This window comes from Mesorhizobium sp. 43Arga (assembly GCF_053714255.1).
Genome location: NZ_JBSKBO010000003.1, coordinates 220374 through 240972, shown reverse-complemented (window position 1 = coordinate 240972; position 20599 = coordinate 220374). Strand labels below are relative to the sequence as shown.

Annotated in this window: 25 protein-coding genes, 1 tRNA gene and 1 pseudogene; 19 read left to right on the top strand and 8 right to left on the bottom strand. The window is 62.4% G+C overall.

What is annotated here, in order from left to right:
• Positions 1–59: 59 nt before the first annotated feature.
• The 3 genes from gor to rpiA all read right to left on the bottom strand — a co-directional run bounded on the left by gor (position 60) and on the right by rpiA (position 2947).
• The gene (gor, locus tag ACWGS8_RS13815) at positions 60–1451 is read right to left on the bottom strand and encodes a glutathione-disulfide reductase (protein WP_454581475.1); all 1392 of its coding nucleotides are present in this window, start codon (positions 1449–1451) and stop codon (positions 60–62) included.
• A gap of 121 nt (positions 1452–1572) precedes the next feature.
• On the bottom strand, positions 1573–2229 hold the full coding sequence (locus ACWGS8_RS13810; protein WP_454581474.1) for a DUF2059 domain-containing protein: 657 nt from the start codon (positions 2227–2229) through the stop codon (positions 1573–1575).
• Positions 2216–2947, bottom strand: coding sequence for a ribose-5-phosphate isomerase RpiA (gene rpiA / locus ACWGS8_RS13805; RefSeq protein WP_454581473.1), 732 nt, complete (start codon positions 2945–2947; stop codon positions 2216–2218). The genes ACWGS8_RS13810 and rpiA overlap by 14 nt, the downstream gene beginning before the upstream one ends.
• A 179-nt stretch (positions 2948–3126) precedes the next feature.
• Between rpiA and ACWGS8_RS13800 the strand changes: the two genes are divergently transcribed.
• The 5 genes from ACWGS8_RS13800 (at position 3127) to ACWGS8_RS13780 (ending at position 5908) form a co-directional block, all read left to right on the top strand.
• Entirely contained in the window at positions 3127–3810 is a 684-nt protein-coding gene (locus ACWGS8_RS13800; protein WP_454581472.1) for a phosphoglycolate phosphatase, read from the top strand.
• 134 nt (positions 3811–3944) lie between these two features.
• A tRNA-Val gene (locus ACWGS8_RS13795) sits at positions 3945–4019 on the top strand.
• 160 nt (positions 4020–4179) lie between these two features.
• Positions 4180–4437 carry a PepSY domain-containing protein gene (locus ACWGS8_RS13790; RefSeq protein WP_454581471.1) on the top strand — a complete coding sequence of 86 codons (258 nt, stop codon included), beginning with the start codon at positions 4180–4182 and terminating at the stop codon, positions 4435–4437.
• Between the two features lie 149 nt (positions 4438–4586).
• Positions 4587–5327, top strand: a complete 741-nt coding sequence (locus ACWGS8_RS13785) for a lysozyme inhibitor LprI family protein (protein ID WP_454581470.1) — start codon at positions 4587–4589, stop codon at positions 5325–5327.
• A gap of 110 nt (positions 5328–5437) precedes the next feature.
• Positions 5438–5908: a hypothetical protein gene (locus tag ACWGS8_RS13780; RefSeq protein ID WP_454581469.1), complete on the top strand. Its 471-nt coding sequence runs from the start codon at positions 5438–5440 to the stop codon at positions 5906–5908.
• A gap of 4 nt (positions 5909–5912) precedes the next feature.
• Here the strand turns inward: ACWGS8_RS13780 and ACWGS8_RS13775 are convergent, their stop codons facing one another.
• Together ACWGS8_RS13775 and ACWGS8_RS13770 are read right to left on the bottom strand one after the other, a co-directional pair.
• A complete protein-coding gene (locus ACWGS8_RS13775; RefSeq protein WP_454581468.1) occupies positions 5913–7793 on the bottom strand; it encodes a L,D-transpeptidase family protein in 1881 nt (626 codons plus the stop codon).
• 209 nt (positions 7794–8002) lie between these two features.
• Positions 8003–8263, bottom strand: a pseudogene (locus tag ACWGS8_RS13770) (SDR family oxidoreductase); the annotation flags it as partial.
• Positions 8264–8352: 89 nt separating this feature from the next.
• Here ACWGS8_RS13770 and ACWGS8_RS13765 point away from each other — a divergent pair.
• Positions 8353–8748, top strand: a complete 396-nt coding sequence (locus ACWGS8_RS13765) for a rhodanese-like domain-containing protein (RefSeq protein ID WP_454581467.1) — start codon at positions 8353–8355, stop codon at positions 8746–8748.
• Between the two features lie 69 nt (positions 8749–8817).
• On the opposite strand, the gene ACWGS8_RS13760 is transcribed toward ACWGS8_RS13765, so the two are convergent.
• Entirely contained in the window at positions 8818–9729 is a 912-nt protein-coding gene (locus ACWGS8_RS13760; protein ID WP_454581466.1) for an alpha/beta hydrolase, read from the bottom strand.
• A 47-nt stretch (positions 9730–9776) separates the two neighbouring features.
• On the opposite strand from ACWGS8_RS13760, the gene ACWGS8_RS13755 reads away from it, so the two are divergent.
• The gene (locus ACWGS8_RS13755) at positions 9777–10229 is read left to right on the top strand and encodes a MarR family winged helix-turn-helix transcriptional regulator (protein ID WP_019858112.1); all 453 of its coding nucleotides are present in this window, start codon (positions 9777–9779) and stop codon (positions 10227–10229) included.
• Positions 10230–10245: 16 nt separating this feature from the next.
• Here ACWGS8_RS13755 and ACWGS8_RS13750 read toward each other — a convergent pair whose 3' ends face one another.
• Entirely contained in the window at positions 10246–10857 is a 612-nt protein-coding gene (locus tag ACWGS8_RS13750; RefSeq protein WP_454581465.1) for a pyridoxamine 5'-phosphate oxidase family protein, read from the bottom strand.
• 66 nt (positions 10858–10923) lie between these two features.
• Positions 10924–11277, bottom strand: coding sequence for a gamma-butyrobetaine hydroxylase-like domain-containing protein (locus tag ACWGS8_RS13745; protein WP_454581464.1), 354 nt, complete (start codon positions 11275–11277; stop codon positions 10924–10926).
• Between the two features lie 195 nt (positions 11278–11472).
• Here ACWGS8_RS13745 and moaA point away from each other — a divergent pair, with 195 nt between their 5' ends.
• The 12 genes from moaA to ACWGS8_RS13685 all read left to right on the top strand — a co-directional run bounded on the left by moaA (position 11473) and on the right by ACWGS8_RS13685 (position 20559).
• Positions 11473–12468 (top strand): GTP 3',8-cyclase MoaA, encoded by a 996-nt coding sequence (gene moaA / locus ACWGS8_RS13740; RefSeq protein WP_454581463.1) that lies wholly within the window; start codon positions 11473–11475, stop codon positions 12466–12468.
• Positions 12469–12623: 155 nt separating this feature from the next.
• Complete coding sequence (locus ACWGS8_RS13735; protein ID WP_454581462.1) at positions 12624–13019, top strand: hypothetical protein; 396 nt, start codon at positions 12624–12626, stop codon at positions 13017–13019.
• A 122-nt stretch (positions 13020–13141) separates the two neighbouring features.
• A complete protein-coding gene (locus ACWGS8_RS13730) occupies positions 13142–13501 on the top strand; it encodes a hypothetical protein (RefSeq protein ID WP_454581461.1) in 360 nt (119 codons plus the stop codon).
• A gap of 180 nt (positions 13502–13681) precedes the next feature.
• Positions 13682–14602: a DMT family transporter gene (locus ACWGS8_RS13725; RefSeq protein WP_454581760.1), complete on the top strand. Its 921-nt coding sequence runs from the start codon at positions 13682–13684 to the stop codon at positions 14600–14602.
• Between the two features lie 43 nt (positions 14603–14645).
• A complete protein-coding gene (gene mobA / locus ACWGS8_RS13720) occupies positions 14646–15272 on the top strand; it encodes a molybdenum cofactor guanylyltransferase MobA (protein ID WP_454581460.1) in 627 nt (208 codons plus the stop codon).
• Positions 15269–15772, top strand: coding sequence for a molybdopterin-guanine dinucleotide biosynthesis protein B (gene mobB, locus ACWGS8_RS13715; protein WP_454581459.1), 504 nt, complete (start codon positions 15269–15271; stop codon positions 15770–15772). The genes mobA and mobB overlap by 4 nt, the downstream gene beginning before the upstream one ends.
• Positions 15773–15930: 158 nt before the next feature.
• Positions 15931–16716 (top strand): ABC transporter substrate-binding protein, encoded by a 786-nt coding sequence (locus ACWGS8_RS13710; RefSeq protein ID WP_010909469.1) that lies wholly within the window; start codon positions 15931–15933, stop codon positions 16714–16716.
• A gap of 80 nt (positions 16717–16796) precedes the next feature.
• Positions 16797–17516 carry an ABC transporter permease gene (locus ACWGS8_RS13705; RefSeq protein WP_019858121.1) on the top strand — a complete coding sequence of 240 codons (720 nt, stop codon included), beginning with the start codon at positions 16797–16799 and terminating at the stop codon, positions 17514–17516.
• Entirely contained in the window at positions 17513–18334 is an 822-nt protein-coding gene (locus ACWGS8_RS13700) for an ABC transporter permease (protein ID WP_454581458.1), read from the top strand. Before ACWGS8_RS13705 ends, ACWGS8_RS13700 begins: the two co-directional genes overlap by 4 nt.
• 106 nt (positions 18335–18440) lie before the next feature.
• On the top strand, positions 18441–19310 hold the full coding sequence (locus ACWGS8_RS13695) for an NAD(P)-dependent oxidoreductase (protein ID WP_454581457.1): 870 nt from the start codon (positions 18441–18443) through the stop codon (positions 19308–19310).
• Between the two features lie 6 nt (positions 19311–19316).
• Complete coding sequence (locus tag ACWGS8_RS13690) at positions 19317–20021, top strand: DNA alkylation repair protein (RefSeq protein ID WP_454581456.1); 705 nt, start codon at positions 19317–19319, stop codon at positions 20019–20021.
• Positions 19981–20559 carry an N-acetyltransferase family protein gene (locus ACWGS8_RS13685; RefSeq protein WP_454581455.1) on the top strand — a complete coding sequence of 193 codons (579 nt, stop codon included), beginning with the start codon at positions 19981–19983 and terminating at the stop codon, positions 20557–20559. Before ACWGS8_RS13690 ends, ACWGS8_RS13685 begins: the two co-directional genes overlap by 41 nt.
• The last annotated feature ends 40 nt before the right edge of the window (positions 20560–20599 follow it).

The following is a 20599-nucleotide window of genomic DNA, read 5'->3' as shown; positions in this document are numbered from 1 at the left end:
TTTTCAGGCTTGCCCGCCGTGGACGGTTCCGTCGACCTTCATGGAGCAAGCCGCGCGCGTCACTGGACGCGCTGTCCGTCCTTCACGCGATAGGTCGGCTTGTACATGGTGACGAGTTCTTCCGCCGCGGTCGGGTGCACGGCCATCGTGCGGTCGAAATCATCCTTGGTCAGGCCGGCCTTCAGCGGAATGCCGAGCAGCTGCGCCATCTCGCCGGCATCCGGCCCCAATATGTGGGCACCGAGCACTTTGCGGGAAGCACCGTCGACCACCAACTTAATCAGCATCTTCTCGTCGCGGCCCGACAGCGTATGCCGCATCGGCCGGAAGCTGGCGCGGTAGATTTCGACATCGGCGAAACGCTTCACGGCTTCGTCTTCCGACAGACCGACAGTACCGATTTCCGGCTGCGAGAAGACCGCAGTCGCGATCGTATCATGGTCGGGCGCGGTCGGGTTGGCCTTGAATGCCGTCTCGACAAAGCACATCGCTTCGTGGATCGCCACCGGTGTCAACTGCACGCGATTGGTGACATCGCCGATCGCCCAGATATTGTCGATGTTGGTGCGGGAGTACTCGTCGACCTTGATTGCGCCGGCCGGGGTCATCTCGAGGCCGATGCCTTCCAGGCCCATATTCTCGGAGTTGGGGATGCGCCCGATGGCCAGCATGACCTGGTCCACCGTCAGGGTTTGGCCGTTGGTGAGAAGGGCGTCGAGCCGGCCGTCCGGCCGCTTGTGCACCCGCTCGCTCACTGCATGGCAAAGTATCTTGATCCCCTTCTTTTCCATGGTCTCGTGCAGCGTGCGGCGCAGATCCATGTCGAAGCGGCTGAGGATCTCCTTGCCGCGATAGACCAGCGTGGTGTCGACGCCGAGCCCGTGGAAAATGTTGGCGAACTCGACCGCGATATAGCCGCCGCCCTCGATCATGATGGCCTTCGGCAGTTCCTTGAGGTCGAAAGCCTCGTTGGAAAAGATGCAATGCTCATGGCCGGGAAGCGCCGGGTGGGCCGCTGGACGGCCGCCGGTGGCGATCAGGATCTGGTCGGCGGTGACGGTGCGGTCGTCGTCCAGGAGATGCACCACATGCGGGTCGACGACCATCGCCCGCGAATGGAAGGTCTCGCCGCCGGCGCCCTCGACATTCTTCTTGTAGATTGCCTCCAGCCGGCTGATCTCGCGGTCCTTGTTGGCGACCAGTGTCTGCCAGTTGAAACTGGCTTCCGGCACCGTCCAGCCATAGCCGGCGGCATCGGCGAAATGCTCCGGAAACTGCGAGGCGTAGACATAGAGTTTCTTCGGCACGCAGCCGCGGATGACGCAGGTGCCGCCAAAGCGGAATTCCTCGGCGATGCCGACGCGCTTGCCGAGTGCCGCGGCAACGCGCGCCGCCCTCACCCCGCCGGAGCCGCCGCCGATGACGAAAAGATCGTAGTCATAACCGGCCATGAGGCGGCTCCTTGAACGTCGGAAAATGCGAGTGACAGGTAGGCTGCCAAGGGCCAAAAGAAAAGCCCGGACAAGCCGGGCTTCACAGATGGCCGCAAGGCCGCATTTTGAAAACGCAGGATCAGTTCTGCGTGCCGTCGGCAGGAGCCGAACCGTCGGCTGGCGCTGAACCGTCGGCTGGTGCTGAACCGTCCGCGGGCGCGGCGCCATCCGCCGGAGCCGCATTGTCGGCCGGAGCAGCACCATCAGCGGGCGCTGGGGTGGCCGGCGCCTTTGCCTTGGCGGCCGCGGCCAGCGTTTCGCCGACCTGCTGGGCGAGATCGCGGGCAAGGCCGTTCTGCCAGATGTCTGCTGCCTTGACCAGATCACGCGTCACGGTCGGGCCGCTGTCGAGCAGCTTCTTGCCGGAGTCGGAGCTGTAGAAGGCCGCGATCTCGTTGAGTTCCTTTTCGGAAAACACCTTCGCATAGGCAAGAGCCGCTTCCTTCTCGAGGTCGGCGCGACGCGAGGCCAGCGCCAGCGCCTTCTCGTTGATCGTCTTGCCGATCAGCTCCTGCATGTCCGGGTTCTTCTGGATGAGCTGCGATTCGAGCGCGGCGGCCGCCTGCGGCAGGATGTTGTCGAACGGGTCGGTCGCATGGATCGCCGCGACCGCCGCGCGGGCGGCCTTCAGGTGCGATTCCGTGACGTCCTGCGAAAACGCCGGCGACGACAAGGCGAAGACGGCCGAAGCCGCCAGAACGACGCAAAGGCCGCGGACCCGGTTATGCAACATCATGGTTGGTAGAACTCCCTGGTTTTCGGGCGGCATGGACAGTTTGGATACCGTCGCCGCCGGCGATGATGGCCGCTGACGCCAGCCCGATGAAAAGACCATGCTCGACCACGCCCGGAATGGCGTGGAGAGCATTCGAAAGCGCTCTTGTATCCGGAATGCGGCCAAAAGATGCATCGAGGATAAAATGGCCGCCGTCTGTAACAAAAGCCTGGCCTCCCGTCATCCTCAATGTAATCGGACCGGAAAGGCCGAGATCCGCAGCCGTCCTGGCTATGGCGATCTCGGTGGCGCGCAGGCCGAACTGGTTGACTTCGATCGGCAGCGGAAAACGGCCGAGCGTCTCGACCATCTTCGAGCGGTCGGCGATGACGATCATGCGCTGCGAGGCCGCGGCAACGATCTTCTCGCGCAGCAGCGCGCCGCCGCCGCCCTTGATCAGGGTCAGTTCCGGATCGACCTCATCGGCGCCGTCGACGGTAAGATCGAGCTCGGGCGTCTCCTCCAACGTCGAGAGCGGCACGCCAAGCTCGCGGCAAAGTGCTGCAGTGCGCTCCGAAGTCGGCACACCGATGACGGTCATGCCGGTGGCGACCTTGTCGGCGAGCAGCCGTACGAACTCTTCCGCCGTGGTGCCGGTGCCGATGCCGAGCCGCATGCCGTCGCTGACATGGGCAAGGGCGGCCCGCGCGGCCTCGACCTTCAACTGTCTTGCATCCATGCCGCTTGCTGCCCCGGGGAACCTTGTGTTTCGGGCTCCTAGCATTTTTGCTGGCCGGGTCAAAGCTTTTGACCGTGGTCAAAGCCTTTGACCGTTGGGCGCCTGTCCACCGCTCTGCTTGCCTTGACGCGCCGCAGCCGCTATCGCCTGCCAATGTACAAACCTTCGCAGGATGGATCATGAGTCGCCCGATCATCGTGTTCGACCTCGACGGAACGCTGGTTGACACGGCGCCGGACCTGCTCGACAGCCTCAACCACAGCCTGGCCGCCAGCGAACTCACGGCCGTCGACGAGGCCGGCTTCAGGCGCTTCGTCGGCCATGGCGGCCGCGTGATGATAGAGCGGGCGCACGCCGCCCAGCAGCGCTCTCTTGACGTCGCCGAGCACGATCGGCTGCTAAAACTATTCCTCGATCACTACACCGACAACATTCCCGGCAAATCCCGCCCCTACCCCGGTGTCATCGAGGCGATCGCGCGCTTCGAGAAGGCGGGCTATCTCCTGGCCATCTGCACCAACAAATACGAAGCCAACTCGCTGGCGCTGATCGAGGCGCTCGGCCTGACCAGGCATTTCGCGGCAATCGCCGGCCAGGACACGTTCGCGTTCCGCAAACCCGATCCCCGCCACCTGACCGAAACCATCAAGCTGGCCGGCGGCGATCCGCACCGCGCCCTGATGGTCGGCGATTCGCAAACCGACATCGACACCGCCAAGGCCGCCGGCATTCCGGTGGTGGCGGTCGATTTCGGCTACACCGACCGGCATGTGCGCGAATTCGAGCCCTCGGCGGTGATCTCGCATTTCGACGCGCTGACCGTGGAGCTGGCGGAGCGGCTGATCCGCGCTGCGGGGCACTGAACGGAAAGCCGCCGGCATCCGGCCGGGACCGAAAGAGCAAAGAATTCAATCGCTGTAAGAACGCCAGACAGCGCCTTGACTTAATCGGCCGGCCTCCCTTATATCGCGGCTCGCTTGGCCTTCGGGCAACGAGCGGGCGATTAGCTCAGCGGGAGAGCACACCCTTCACACGGGTGGGGTCGCAGGTTCAATCCCTGCATCGCCCACCATTTTCCCAAATGGTTTTCCGACCTTAGCCCGTCAACGCTTTGTTGACAGCGGCGTGGCGAATTGCAGCTTGTGCGGACATGGCCGGCCACGCAGGGCATCCCATCCGGAACCAACCGCGCAGCCTGCTCGTTTCCTTGCATGGAAACTTGAGGGAAAACCATGTCCAGATTTCTCATGGCGACCAGCATCGCCGTTCTTCTCGCTGCCGGTCCTGCTCTGGCCGCGGATGACAAGCCGCTGCCGCCGCCCAACGCCAAGAAGCTGTCGGAGATCCTCGCCAAGGTCGAGCAGCGCGACGGTTTTCGTTACGTGAAGGAAGTCGACTGGGACGATGGCGCCTACACCGTCACCTATTACACGTCGGACAAGGCGAAGGTCGAAATTACCTACGATCCGGTGACGGCCGAGCCCAGGTAAGGGCAGCCGGCGGATATCTTGATTCGACGGATCTGCTTTTTGCGGCTCGATGGGCCAATCGGCGTGCCGTAAATTGTCCATCCTTGGAATGTGATATGCACGCCAAGGCACGGCTGTGCCTCGCGCTATCCTGTTGCTTGGGGGCACCGATGCGATCTTCCGTCCGAACCAAAGTCTTGCTCGTGCTCGCCATGATCCTGGCAGGTGGGTTTCTGGGGCCTGCTCAGGCGCGGGCGGACGGGCCATCCTTCGAATGCGCCAAGGCAAGCCTGCCGGCGGAGAAGGCGATCTGCGCTTATCCGCAGCTGTCGGCCATCGATCTGCTGGTGGCCAAGGCCTACAAGGGTTTCGAGCCGGCATTCGGCGGCGACAAGCGCAAGATCGCCCGCGCGCTGATCGCCGACCGCAACGCCTGCAAGAGCGATACAGCCTGCATCGTCAGCGCGCTGAACAACGCCTTGCAGACCTATGGCAATGCGCCGTCCTGGGTGCAGGACTACAACATCGCGCTGATCGGCAAGAAGGCCCTGGATACCGCCGCGCGCAATCCCGGCAATAACGATCAGCCCCTGCCCTTGGCCGTCGGCCAATGTGCGTCCACGCATATCAAGACGCTGACCGCTCGGCTTGGCGACGATCCGCTGGAGACGGCCTCTGCCGACGCGGGCAGCGCAGCCACGTTCACCAATGGCGGCGGTGCCGTCTCCTATGATCGCGAACCTGGCCTTGCCGCCTCGAAGGTCGGCGAACCCGTGGTGATGTGCCTGATCGCGATTCCCAGGGATTGCCCCAAGGACGACGACCGCGGCCGGGTCTATTATTCGATCGATCTGGTTGCGAAAGGTTCCTGGGCCTTGCCGGACTCCGAGCATCTGTGTGGCGGCGCCTGATCGGCGTGCTTCGTTCCCAGGAGCCTTGCCAAAGCGGCCCGCCGGTGCCTGCCCTTGCGCCGGATCGTCTTTGATGGCTGATTGGAACGGTTGACTGCGCCGCATGGGGGATGGGCATGGCGACGGCGAAATATGTGATGAAGCGCATCCTGATGATGCTGGCCGGCTATCTGGTCGCGGTACTGGTCGGCTTGGTCGCGGTCGCGGCGATCTACGCCACGCTCAGTTCTCTGCCCAACGCGCCGGCCCATTTCGACGTCATGGGCGTCAGCCCGATCGCGGTCCTGATGGTGCCGCCGCTCGGCATGTTCGTCTATTTCCTGACGATTGTCGTGACCGGGCTGCAGACGCTGATCGCCGAGTTCTTCTCGTTGCGCAATGCCCTGATGCACATGGTCTTCGGTGCCGCTGCCGCCGCTGCCGGCTTCTTCCTGATCTGGCCGGTTCCCACCGAGGATATGGATCCAGAGCGCTGGGCCGACATCGGCATCATCGCTGCCGCCGGCCTCGTCGCTGGATTGATCTACTGGCTGATCGCCGGGCGGGAGGCGGGTTTCCGCCGCCCGTTGTCGCAATTCTAAACGATCAGCTCGACGGCGAGCGAACCGCTTCTGTGGCGTCCAGCGCCTGCTTCAGCCGCGAATCGCGGTCGTAGACGTCGCTGAAATACTCGACCTTGCCGGACATGTCGGGCCATGCGGTGAAATAGGCGACATAGACCGGAATCTTGCGCGTCACATCCTCGGTCGAATGTCCGTGCTTCAGCTTCTCGGCGACATAGTCGACCGAGGTGCCGAGCACCGCCGCCGCCATGCCGCGCGGATCCTGCAGGCGCACGCAGCCATGGCTGAGCGCGCGCATGTCCTGCTTGAAGAATGACTTCTGGGGCGTGTCGTGCATATAGATCGCATGCTTGTTGGGGAACAGGATCTTCAGTTCGCCCAGCGCATTGGCCTCGCTCGGCTGCTGGCGCACGCTGTAGGGTATGTTGGCGCCATAAGCGCCCCAATTGACCGCCGACGAGGGAATGCGCTTGCCGCGTGAATCCGTCACCTCATAGCCGGCCCGGTCGAGATAGCCGGGATCGCTGCGCAATCTGGGCAGCATCTCGTTGACGATGATCGACTGCGGCACGCCCCAATAGGGATGGAAGTCGACCTGCTTGATCTGGTCGTAGAAGAAAGCCGTCTGGTTGGTGACCCGGCCGACGACGACGCGCGTCTTCAGCTTCTCCTCGCCATTGTCGATATAGCTCGCGGTGAACGCCGGCTGGTTGATGAAGACACGCGGGCTGCCGAGATCGGAAGGCAGCCAGCGCAGCTCCTCCAGCGCCACCTGCACCTTGAGCAGCCTGTCGGCCTTCGACGTGCCGGCAAGCAAGGCGACGGTGCGCGGACCGATGACGCCGTCGCCCTTCATGCCTTCCTTGACCTGCACCGCCTTGATCAGCGGCACCAGCTCAGGGACATAGACCTCGCTGGTCGCGAGCCGCGACAGGAGCTCGCCATAGGCGCCGCCCATATCATCATCGAGATTGCGCGCGATCAGCGACAGCAGTTTTGGCAGTTCGGGGCTGGTCTCGCCCGGTTTCAGCAGCAGCTTGGGATCGACGACGATCTCGTTTTCCGCGCTGGCCTGCAGGGCCTCTAGCTCGACGCGCAGCGCCTGATATTCCGCATTCTGAGGATGCCGCGATTCGAGATAGGTGCGCACTTCCTGCGTATGCGCCAGCGTCTTCAGCACACCGACCATGTCGAGCGGCTTGGCCGGAAAATCATAGTAGCCGGTCATCCGGTTGGGCTCGACACGGCCGTTCTGGGCGTCATGGGCGTAGCGCAGGACGCGCGCCGACAGCGCCATCTCGAAGCGCACGAGTTCCCTGAGTTTGGCCGCGTCATCCGTTGAGGCCGAAGTCGTGGCCGGCACATCGACGGTGTAGTCAGCGGACGTCAGGCCATAGCTCGCAGCCTCGCCCAGCACCCGCACCGCATCCTGGGCGCGGTTGTTGGGGCTGGTTCCGTTCACCCAGATGAAGTCCGGATTGGCCGAATAATAGGCGATCAGCGCCTTGGCGATGTCGGGCTCGGCATAGAGTTCGTAGTCGCTGAGACCGGCAATGGCGTCGTGGAAAGCAGCCCCCGTGGCCGACGGAACGAACGCGGCGTCCTGCGGCGTCGCCGGCTGAGGGGCGGTGGATAGCGTCGAGAAGTCGACGCGAATAAGCTTGTCGGCCTTGTAGGTGTAATAGGACGGGCCGCTGATCTTCGCGCCGTCACCGCCCCCGGCCGGGGCTTTGGGTTTGTGCTTGGGCGGAGGCGGAAATTCCCCCTGCGGCTCATGCCTGACGCCGCCGCCGAACAGCATGTCGAACAACCCCTGGGCGCCTGCCTGAGGCGCGCCCAGGGCGAGCGTTGCCGCGATCGCCACAAGCGGCATCGCGGTTGCTTTTTTACCGAGGAATTTCATGGATCACCCGCTCCGGCCGCAACCGGTTCCCGTTCCGCACGCTAGACCGTCTCGCTCACCGCATGGCGGATGTAAGGCGCGACTATACTGATTCATACCGATTTCGTTAAGCTTTCATAAATTTTGGAAAGCCTGTTGCAGAACGGTTTCACAAGATAGTGACGGCTGGAGCGCGGGTGTTTCGCTCCAGCCTGGAGAACTCCCAAAATTCAGGCGTTGGCGCCGCCATCGATCGTCAATGCGGTGCCGGCGGCGAAACGTCCTTCCGGACCGGCGAGCCAGGCAACCATGCCGGCAATGTCATCGGCCTTGCCGAATCGCGGCGTCGCCATCTTCTGGCGCTGCTGTTCGGCATGCGGTCCATCCGCAGGGTTCATGTCGGCGTCGGTCGAACCGGGATGGACGACATTGGCGGTGATGCCGCGCGGACCGAGGTCGCATGCGAGAGCCTTGGTCAAGCCGACCAGCGCAGGTACTGGCAGGCTCCGACAGAGCGTGACAAACGCAGGCTGTTGTGCTCGAAATCCCGACCTGCCAGCAAGGCCGGGAGGGACAAGCTGTGAAAAAGGGTTATCGCGAACTGCTGGACGAGGCGAACGCCGAGATCGAAGTGGTTTCGCCTGAGGAAGCCGCGGGACTGCTCGAGGACGAAGGCATCATCTTTGTCGACCTGCGCGACCCGCGCGAGGTCGAACGCGACGGCAGGATTCCCGGCGCCAAACATGTCACACGCGGCATGCTGGAATTCTGGATCGATCCGGAAAGCCCCTATCACAAGCCATTCTTCGCCTCGGGTAAGAGCTTCGTGTTCTTCTGCGCCGGCGGCTGGCGCTCGGCGCTCGCCACCAAGACCGCGCAGGATATGGGGCTTACGCCCGTCAAGCACATCCTTGGCGGCTACACCGCCTGGAAGGCCGCCGGACTGCCTGTCGAGCCCGGCGAGAAGAAGAAATAGCCCAATGCACGTCGCTCAAAACTGGTCCCGGTTTTGAGACAACGACATGCATGGAACGAGGATTGCGGCTCAATGCAGCCGCGACGGCTCGCGGTGTTCCGCGACGAAGGCGACGGCGCGTTCGACAACGCCCTTGTCCGTAAGGATGCGGCGGTGGCCGAGACCGTCGGCCCAGTGCAGCCGCACATGACCGCCGGCGCCGGCATAGCGTTTCGCGTGCTCGGCCGGCACTTCGCGATCGTCCGGCGCGTGGATGACCAGTGTCGGCACGGGCGCCTGGGCGAGCTGGCGGTCGCCGGTGAATTCATGCAGCGGCCGGCCGGACAGGTGCTGGACGCGATCCGCCATCGCCACCTGCGAGCGCGGCCCGACATTGAGCATGCGGCTGAAATCGGCGAAGATCGCCGGCAGGGAACTCGGTGCGGCGATCAGCACGAGACGTCCGGCTGCCAGTGGCGGGATGTTCTTGACGGAACCCGCAATGGCATTGGCGGCGACGGCGCCGCCGAAGGAATGCCCCACCGCCGCGACAAACGGGCCGAACCATTCGCCGGCCACCCGCACCGCGTCGACCGCGTTGACCATGTTCAGGTGTCGGCCCTGCGAATGGCCGTGCCCCGGCAGGTCCAGGGAAACGACCCTGTAGCCGGTCGCGCGATAGCCCTCGATCAAGGCGCGCATATATTCAGTGCGTGACCGCCAGCCATGAACGACAAGCACGGTGCCAAGAGCCTCCCTGCCCGGCTCCGGCCGGAATTCGTGCACCATGACGCAGCCAGTTGCAGTCTTCAGCCGATGATGGCGGGCCTCGGTCATGAACTCCGCGGCCCGGCTGATGGCGCGGCGCTCACCGTCGCTCAGCGCCTTGGCGCTCGGTGTGCGGCAGAACAGTTCGAAAGCCGCGCGCCCGCTGATGCGTGGCGCAATATGTTCGGCCGCACCAAATACGCTCCGGATGACCTTCAGCCCGATTGATGCCATAGTGAGAATCCATCCATACGTTCAAGCATGAACATAATAGTTCAAAGATGAACAATAAACAAGAGCTACCCTGGGACAACCCGCGTTTTCGCAACTGGGTCGCGGTGGCGCGCGCCTGTCATGTGCTGGAGCGCACGCTGGCGGTGAAACTCGCGCCGCTGGACCTGAAGCCGGCGCAGCTCGACGTGCTGATGAACCTCTACCGCCATCCCGGCATGTCGCAGCACGACCTTGCCCGCAAGCTGCTCGTCGGCCGCTCCAACATCACCATGCTGTTGCCGCAGCTGGAGACGCGCGGCCTGCTGCGCCGCGAAGGCGACGAGAAGGACAAGCGCATCTTGCGGCTTGCCCTGACAGAGGCCGGCGAAGCGCTGCTGATGCAGGCGCTGAAAGTGCACATGGCGCTGATCGAGAAGGCGATGAGCCAGTCGACGCCGGAGCAGTGCGACATGATCGGCGAGCAGATGCGCAAGATCTACGAGGTGCTGAAGGAGGCCTGACGGCCTTTTCAGTCACTCACCACATGGTGTTCTTTGCCCGCTCCGGCCATTCCTTGTCGTAGGCCTCGCCGTCGATGTTCTTGCGGCTGGTGATTTCCAGGATTTTTCCCGGTGTCGGCAGCGATTTCGGATCGACATGTTTTGCCGGGTTCCAAAGCTCCGATCGCACAATGGCGCGGGCGCACTGGAAATAGACCGAATCGACATCGATGACGGTCACCGAGCGCGCTGCCTTGCCGTCCACCATGAAGGACGCGCAAAGTTCGGCGTCCGTGGTGATATGCGCGCGGCCGTTGATGCGCAGCGTCGTGCCCGAGCCCGGCACCAGGAACAGCAACCCGACGCGCGGATCCCGGATGATGTTGCGCAGCGAATCGGCGCGATTGTTGCCCCGCCGGTCCGGCATCATCACTGTCTTCGGATCAACGATACGCACGAAGCCGGCGAGATCGCCGCGTGGCGAACAATCCAGTCCCTCCGGGCCGCTGGTGGCAAGCGCAACAAAGGGCGAAGCCTCGATGAAGGCGGCGTATTCGGGGATGACGTGGTCGAGTTCCTTGACCAGCGATGCTTCGCCTGGAACGCCGTAGAGCGCCTCGAGCTGTTCGACCGTGGTGATAAGCGACATCTTTTCGTCTCCGAACTTTACCGGCGCTACTCCACATCGATGACGTTTTGACTACAGTGAATGGATCTAGCGATCGCGGCTCAAGCCTTTTTCCGCAAGCTCCGCCAGATAGGCGTTCCAGCGCGCATCCTTCTCATGGCCGAGCGTATGCAGATAGTTCCAGGTGAAAATGCCGGTGTCGTGGAAATCGTCGAAGGTGATGCGCACCGCATAGTTGCCTACCGGCTCGATCTTCAGGATGGCCACATTGCGCTTGCCGGGAACCGTCACACGCTGATCGGGTGAATGGCCCTGCACCTCGGCCGATGGCGAAGCGACGCGCAACAGCTCTGCTGGCAATTCGAACGGCTGGTGATTGGGAAAGGTGACCGACAGCAGCTTGCGGTCCTTGGAGACCCTGAGTTCTTTTGGCGCGGTCATGCTGTTTGATCCCGTATCGATTGCCCTTCCCTACGCCGCTTCGCGACAGGGGAAAAGTCCTGACAGACGACCGACACACGGTGTCGGCTCCGAGATGTTACCAAAGATCGAGAAGCGGTATCTTGAACGGCGGGCTGGATCGTATCACATAGCTGTATATAACGGCTGCGGTAACGGCCACGGAAACGCTCGAACATGAACATGATCGACCCCTTCGGTCGCACGATCAGCTATCTCAGAGTGTCGGTCACCGACCGCTGCGATTTCCGCTGCACCTATTGCATGGCCGAGGACATGGCCTTCCTGCCGAAGAAAGACCTGCTGTCGCTGGAAGAACTGGACCGGCTCTGCACCGTCTTCATCGAAAAGGGCGTCAAGAGGCTGCGCCTCACCGGCGGCGAGCCGCTGGTGCGCAAGAACATCATGCATCTGGTGCGCCAGCTCTCGCGCCACCTCGACAGCGGCGCGCTGGAAGAACTGACGCTGACCACCAACGGCTCGCAGCTGTCGCGCTTCGCCGCCGAGCTCGCCGATTGCGGCGTCAAGCGCATCAACGTCTCGCTCGACACGCTCGATGCCGACAAGTTCCACCAGATCACCCGCTGGGGCCATCTCGACAAGGTCATGCAAGGCATCGATGCCGCTCAGGCGGCAGGGCTGAAGGTCAAGCTCAACGCGGTGGCGTTGAAGGATTTCAACGACGCCGAACTGCCCGACATGATGCGCTGGGCGCATGGCCGCGGCATGGATCTCACCGTCATCGAAACCATGCCGATGGGCGAGATCGACGCCGATCGCACCGACCAGTATCTGCCGCTGTCGCTGCTGCGCGCCTCGCTGGAGCGTCAGTTCACGCTGACCGACATTCCCTTCAAGACCGGTGGCCCTGCCCGCTATGTCCACGTCGCCGAGACCGGCGGAAAGCTCGGTTTCATCACACCGATGACGCATAATTTCTGCGAAAGCTGCAACCGCGTCCGGCTCACCTGCACCGGCACGCTCTATATGTGCCTTGGCCAGGAAGACGCGGCCGACCTGCGCGCGCCGTTGCGTGCATCCGAAGGTAACGAACTTGTCGCCGACGCCATCGACGAGGCCATCGGCCGCAAGCCCAAGGGCCATGATTTCATCATCGACCGCCGCACGAGCCGTCCCTCGGTGTCCCGGCACATGAGCGTCACGGGCGGCTGATTTTTGTCCGATTTGGTGCAAGAGTATCTTTGGTCACCAAGGCCAAGGAGGCATCGTGCTGCGTCTTTATCGTATCGGCTTGTTGTCGCTGACCACAGTTCTGTCGTTGGCGGACAGTTGTCACAACAACTGCAAACGCCGCGCCCTTCACCTATGTGAACGCGCGCTTCGGCACCGTCTGCACCTTTCCCGATGAGATATTCACCGATCGTCAGCCTGAGCCGGAAAATGGCGATGGGCAGGTCTGGCTGAGCGCGGACGGCGCCAGCCTGACCTGCTCCGGCATCCTCAACGTCGATGACGACACACCGAAAAGCTTTGTCGCAATTGAAAAGGTAAGCAAGGAACCTGGCTACACCGTCACCTACAGCAAGACCGGCAAGGACTGGGCGGTGTTGTCGGGCATGAAGGATGGGAAGATCTTTTACCAGCGGCGCCTGTTCGGCAGGGATGGCGTCATCCGCACGATCTGGATCGATTACCCGCCGGCCCTGAAGTCGAAATACGACCCGCTGGTCGGCGCCATTGCCGGCAGTCTCAAAGGGCAGTGAGTATTTTTCCGATCACACCCCAGAAAAAGTCTTGTCCGCGAAGCGCCGCCGGATTTACGGCCAGCCTGTTCCGGCCTAGCCTTTCGTCCGAAGCGGCTCTTCGCTGATAGGGGGAAAATGTCATGCGCAAACTCATTGTTTCTCTTGCATTGCTTGGCTTCACGGCCCTGCCCGCGGCGGCGCAGTCGATCGGCGGCACCTATACCGTCGCCGGCACCAATTTCGACGGATCGAAATATGATGGCGAAGCCACCATCACGCTGACCAGCGGGACGACCTGCGCGATCCACTGGGAGACCGGCGGTTCTTCGTCCCACGGCATCTGCATGCGCAACGACGACGCGTTCTCCGCCGGCTATGTCATGGGCAAGGACATCGGCCTCGTCGTCTACAAGGTCGAGGATGACGGGTCGCTGCATGGTCTGTGGACCATCGCCGGCAAGGAAGGCAACGGCACCGAAGTGCTGACGCCGAAGAAATAGACATCCGCAGCCCTGTACAGGTCCCGGGAGGCGAAGCCGCCTCCCGACCAGATTCGCGCCGATCCAGGACGTGATTTCACGCCGGCGATGACGAATGCCCGGTCCTGGCCCAGCCTTTTGCCATTGCTGTTTCGTGGCGGGCTGTTACAGGCTTGCATGCCCGAGCAACCGGTGATGTTCTTGCCCCTTTCCCCCAATCTTCGCGGCGCGTTGTTCATGATGGTGGCGATGGTTGGCTTCACGCTCAACGACGCCATCACCAAATACTCTTCGCAATCGATGAACATGGCGCAGGTCATGCTGATCAGAGGAGCCTTTGCCTCGCTCTTCGTCGGCCTGCTGGCCTGGCAACGCGGCGCACTTTTGCGGCCGCGCCTGATGCTTCAGCCGCTGGTGGCGATGCGTGTCGTGGGCGAAGCGGGCGGCACCGTGTCATTCCTCGTGGCACTTGCCCATTTGCCGATCGGCAATGTGTCAGCCGTTCTTCAGGCGCTGCCACTGGCGGTGACGATGGGCGCCGCGCTGTTTTTCGGCGAAGCTGTCGGTTGGCGGCGCTGGCTGGCGATCGCCACCGGTTTTGCCGGCGTTCTGATCATCGTGCGGCCGGGTTTCGACGGCTTCACCGCCTATTCCCTTTGGGCGCTGGCTAGCGTTGCCTGCTGCACCGTGCGTGATCTCGCCACCAAGCGCATCCCCCAAGCCATACTGACCATGCTGGTCTCGACCGCGACCGCGCTGGCAATGACCGTCGTTGGCGCGACGCTGTTGTCGCCGATGGGTGGCTGGACGCCGATGACCGGCAAAAGCACTGCGCTGCTGGCGCTGGCGGCGGTGCTGGTGCTCATCGGCTATCAGTTCATCATCATGGCGATGCGCTCGGGCGAAATCTCCTTCATCGCGCCGTTCCGCTACACCGCACTCCTCTGGTCCATCCTGCTTGGCTTGATCGTCTTCGGCGACATACCGGACATGCCGATGATCATCGGCGCGACAATCGTTGTCGGTTCGGGTCTTTATGCACTCTACCGCGAGCGTATGGTCGGCCGGCGACGGATCGTCGCCGAAACAACCGGGCCGGCCATGGCGCCGGATGGAATCTAGCCGGATCTTGTGATTTCCGGCGGCTGGCGTACAGGCTCGATGCATGAGGCGAGATATTGCAGGGATCATCCTGGCGGGCGGCCAGTCAAGACGGATGGGAGGCGGCGACAAGAGCCTGTTGCCGCTCGGCGACGGCAGCGTGCTTGACCAGGTCATGTCGCGCTTTGGCCCGCAGATCGAAACCCTGGCGCTGAGCGCCAATGGCGATCCCGAGCGCTTTTCCCGTTTCGGACTGCCCGTGCTTGCCGACACCGTCGAAGGCTTTGCCGGGCCGCTTGCGGGGATTTTGACAGGCCTCGAATGGGCAATTGCCAATACGCCTTGCAAGGCGGTCGTCACCGCCGCCAGCGACACGCCGTTCCTGCCGCTTGATCTCGTCGATCGCCTGGCGACGGCGGCCTGGGAGCATCCGGGCTCCATTGCCGTCGCCTCCTCGGCCGGTCGGCCGCACCCGACCTTCGCGCTGTGGCCGACGGATTGCCGCGACGCCTTGCGGCATTTCCTGGTCGACGAGGACAACAGGCGCGTTTCGGATTTCATCGAACGGAACGGCCATGTCGAGGTGGAATTCCAGTTCGTGCAATCCACTGGGCTCGATCCTTTCTTCAACATCAATGTGCCGGACGATCTTGCCGAGGCCGCGCGCCTGTTGCAGAGCATGACATCATGAACGTCTTCGGCATCATCGGCTGGAAAAACTCCGGCAAGACCACCCTCACCGAAAAGCTGGTCGCGGAGCTTGTGCGGCGCGGCTGGAAAGTCTCGACGGTCAAACATGCCCATCATGATTTCGACATCGACAGACCGGGCGCCGACAGTTTCCGCCATCGGCAGGCCGGCGCCACCGAGGTCGCGATCGTGTCCGGCAACCGCTGGGCTCTGATGCACGAACTGCGTGGCGAGGACGAGCCGCCGCTGGGAAGCATCCTCTCGCGACTCGCCCCATGCGACATCGTGCTGGTCGAAGGCTACAAGCGCGAAGCCCACCGCAAGATCGAAACGCGGCGCCTGGAGGCGAAGGATCGGACGCCGCTTTCGGCGGGCAATCCCAATATTGTCGCCATCGCCGCCGATTTCGCCGTCACGGACAAGAGCCTGCCGGCGTTCGACCTCGACGACGTAAAATCGATAGTCGACTTCATCGAGCGCACCACCGGCCTCGTTGCTTGAGATGTAACGTAACGGCAGAACCCCATTGCCGATTTCGATGGTTTTGCAGTTGCTTTTTTCTTGGAAAGAATGGGAGTATCGCCTCAGCGGGCGGTCAAAAGCACCGCCCCATAGAGCCGTTTCGGAACGACGGTCGGGACCATAAAGAGAGGACTATCATGCGTATTGCACTGCGTATCGCGCTCGCCGCATCGGCTGCGCTGCTGACGCTCGGCGTCGCCCAGGCCCAGGAAAAGACGCTGCGGATCGGCACCGAAGGCGCCTATCCCCCGTTCAACAACCTCACCTCCGACGGCAAGCTCGTCGGCTTCGATATCGACATCGCCCAGGCGCTTTGCGACCAAATGAAGGTCAAGTGCACCTTCGTCGCCCAGGATTGGGACGGCATCATCCCGGCACTTCAGGCCGGCAAGTTCGACGCCATCGTCGCTTCGATGTCGATCACGCCGGAGCGCAAGGAGAAGGTCGACTTCACCCACAAATACTACAACACGCCCTCGGCTCTCGCAGTGCCGAAAGACAGCACGCTGAAGGGTGTGACCAAGGCAGATCTCGCCGGAAAGACTATCGGCGTCGCCACGACGACCACCCATTTCAACTATGCCTCGAAGACCTACACCGACAGCACCGTGAAGGGTTATCCGAGCAGCCCCGAGGAGCAGGCAGATCTGGCCAATGGTCGTCTCGACGCCATCGAGGACGATATCGTCGTGCTGCAGCAGTGGCTGGACTCGCCTGATGGCGCCTGCTGCAAGATCCTCGGCCAGCCTTCGCCGCAACCGGTCGAGATCTTCGGGCCGGGCGCCGGCATAGCCGTGCGCAAGGGCGAGACCGATCTGGTTAACAAGCTCAATGAGGCCATCGACGCCATCCGCGCCAATGGAAAATACAAGGAAATCAACGACAAGTACTTCAAGTTCGACGTCTTCGGCGCCGAGTCCTGATAGACAGGATCAAGACGGCGGGGAAATTCCCCGCCGTCTTTCTATTCATCCTGGGAACGCCGTGGAGATAAGATCCGTCAATGCCAGCCCAAAGCATATGGACACTTCTCAGCTGGGGACCTGACGGCTGGAGTGACGACATTGCCTATGGCGTCATTGTAACGGTTCTGCTTGCGCTGGCGACGCTCCCCATTGGCTTGGCGATCGGCTTTTTCATTGCGCTCGGCAAGCAATCCGAGGAGCCGTCGCTGCGCCTCGCCGCCAATATCTACACCACGGTCTTTCGGGGCCTGCCGGAACTGGTGACGCTTTTCCTGTTCTTCTTTGGCATGCCGATCCTGCTACAGCATCTCATCCGATATTTCCGCCCCGAAGCGACCATCGACGTCAACAGCTTCGTCGCCGGCATGATCGTGCTCTCGCTGATCTTCTCATCCTATGCCAGCGAGGTTTTCCTCTCGGCCTTCCGCGCCATCCCGAAGGGGCAGTATGAGGGTGGTTATTCCATTGGTTTGTCCAAATGGCAGACCATGCGCTTGGTGATCTTGCCGCAGCTGCTGCGCATTGCCTTCCCCGGCCTCGAGAACTGCTGGCTCAGCCTGCTCAAGGACACGTCCCTGGTTTCGGTCGTCGGTCTTGCCGAGACACTGCGCAATGCCGGCGTGGCGGCTCGCGTCACCAAGCATTCGTTCCTGTTTTACAGCATTGCGGCTCTGGTCTTTCTCGGTCTGGCCGTCGTGTCATCCTTCGCCACCAGTGCCATTTTGCGCTCGCTTGGCAAACGGGAGGCACAACGATGAGCGCCACCACCGCCATGGTCGAGCGGCCGCCACCGCGGACCCGCGGCTGGCCGCGACCACGCATCGTCGGCTACGCGCTGGTCTGCCTTTGGATCGCCTTTGGCCTTGGCATCGTCGGCTATCTTGTCTTTGCCTGGAACCCGGCCTTCTTCGCCAAATATGCGCCGGCTTATCTAAGCGGACTGGGCGTTACCTTGTCGCTGGTCGCCATTTCGATGGTGCTTGGCGCCGTCCTGTCGATGCCCGTTGCTTACGGGCGTATGTCCAGGAACCGGATCCTGTCCGGTCTTGCCTACTGTTACGTCTATTTCTTTCGAGGCACGCCGCTGCTGGTTCAGACGTTCCTGATCTATTACGGGCTGGGGTCGTTCAGGCCGGAACTCCAGATGATCGGGCTTTGGGATTTCTTCAAGGACGCCTTCAACTGCGGCGTCTTCGCCTTTGCGCTCAACACCGCCGCCTACCAGGCCGAGATTTTGCGCGGCGCCATCGAAAGCGTGCACAGGGGCCAATGGGAAGGCGCCGCATCCCTCGGCCTGCACAAACTGCAGACGTTGCGCAAGATCGTCCTGCCGCAGGCGCTGGTTGTCGCCTTGCGGCCTTACGGCAATGAACTGATCCTGATGGTCAAGGCGTCCGCCATCGTCGCCATCATCACCGTCTACGACCTGATGGGCAATGCAAAACTCGCCTTTGCCAATTCCTTCGACATCCAGGCCTATATCTGGGTCGCCCTGGTATACCTGGTGATGGTCGAGTTGTTGCGCCATGCGATCGAATGGATCGAGCGCCGGATCACCATCCACCTGAAACGCTGACCCGTTCTTGGCTGCGCCAGTCGATCGGACCACAGGCGTCTTGACGAATTGAGCGCAGGGCCTAGAGCTTCCGCAGCAATTTCGTTTCCGTCTGAAGGGCAAGCTTATGGCATCTGTGGCATTTCTCGGTCTTGGCGTTATGGGCTATCCCATGGCCGGCCACTTGAAGAACAAAGGTGGCCATGACGTCACCGTCTACAACCGCACCAAGGCCAAGGCCGAGCAATGGGTCGGCCAGCATGGCGGCAGCCTTGCGACGACGCCGGCGGAGGCGGCCAAGGACAAGGACTTCGTCTTTTCCTGTGTCGGCAATGACGACGATCTGCGCTCGGTGACGACAGGTCCCGAAGGCGCCTTCAAATCGATGAAGAAAGGTTCGGTCTTCATCGACAACACAACGGCCTCGGCGGAAGTCGCGCGTGAACTGGCGGCGGCAGCGGAGGCAGGTGGGTTTTCGTTTCTCGACGCGCCGGTCTCCGGCGGCCAGGCCGGCGCAGAAAACGGCGTGCTGACCGTCATGGTCGGCGGTGACCAGACTGCCTTCGACAAAGCGAGGCCGGTCATCGATGCCTATGCTCGCATGGTCGGCCTGATGGGATCGGCGGGTGCCGGCCAGCTCACCAAGATGATCAACCAGATCTGCATCGCCGGGCTGGTGCAGGGTCTGTCGGAAGGCATCCATTTCGGCAAAAAGGCCGGGCTCGACATCGAGAAGGTGATCGAGGTGATTTCCAAGGGTGCCGCCGGTTCCTGGCAGATGGAGAACCGCCACAAGACGATGAATGTCGGCAAGTATGATTTCGGCTTCGCCGTCGACTGGATGCGCAAGGACCTCGGCATCTGCCTGGCGGAGGCCGACCGCAATGGCGCCAAACTGCCGGTGACCGCGCTTGTCGACCAATTCTACAAGGATGTGCAGGCCATGGGCGGCAAGCGCTGGGACACGTCCTCGCTGCTGGCGCGCCTGGAGAAGTAGGCGGCCATGTCCCTGCCCGCTCCAGGCTGGACAGCGCAGGACATCGTCGCGCATCTGCGCTCAATCGGCACCGAGGAGAACCGCGCCGGCATGGCGCGGTTCGGCATCAACATCACGACCGCGCTTGGTGTCGGCAATACGGATTTGCGGCCTTTGGCGCGCAAGCTGAAGCGCAATCACGAACGATCCCTGGCGCTTTGGACCAGCGGCATTCGCGAAGCGCGGCTGATGGCGGCTTTTACCGGCGAGCCGAAGAAAATCACAATCGAGGAATGCCGCCGTTGGGCCAGCGATTTCGATTCCTGGGAAGTTGTCGATACCGTGTCCGACCTGTTCGTCGACACGCCGTTCTGGCGCACACTGATCGAGGAGTTTGCAGTCGACGAGCGTGAATTCGTCCGCCGCACGGCCTTTGCCATGCTGGCATGGGCGGCCGTGCATTTGAAAAGGGAGACGGACGCGACGTTCCTGTCCTATTTACCATTGATCGAAGTCCATGCCGGTGATCCGCGCAACTTCGTCAGGAAAGCCGTCAATTGGGCGCTGCGGCAGATCGGCAAGCGATCGATGGGCCTGTACACCCCTGCCCTGGCCGTGGCGAAGAAGCTTGCCGACTCCCCGGACAAGACCGCGCGCTGGATCGGCAAGGATGCTGTGAAGGAATTGTCGGATGCCAAAACGCTCGAACGCCTCGCCAACAGAAACGTTTGACGTCGCCAATATCCGCTTCATCGAGGTGACGCGGGCGACCGGCGGCAGATTCGAGACCTTGTTTGAGCAGCCGGGTGCGCCGAAATACTGCTGGTGCATGGCCTGGCGGCACTCTGGCCGCGAGCATATCCGGAACGATGAAAAGAAGCGCCAGATGATGGCGCTTATCGATGCCGGCACCCCGGTCGGCATCCTCGCCGAGATCGACGGCAAGACCATTGCCTGGTGTTCGGTCGCTCCGCGCGAGACCTATCGCAGGCTTTCAAAGCGACAGGATGACAGCGAGACGGGCGTATGGTCGATCGCCTGCTTCTATGTGCCGAGGGCTTTGCGCGGCGGCGGCCTTGCCTCGGCCTTGCTCGATGCAGCCATCGATCATGCCTTCGCCAAGGGCGCGCGCATCATCGAGGCCTATCCCGTGGACGAGGCGTCGCCGAGCTACCGCTTCATGGGTTTTCGCGACATGTTCGCGTCGCGCGGCTTTCGCGAGGCCGGCAAGGCCGGTTCTCGCCGACATGTGATGCGGTTCGAGCATTGACGTCATTGACCTCGGCGTCTTTACTCGCCCGCAAAGGAAG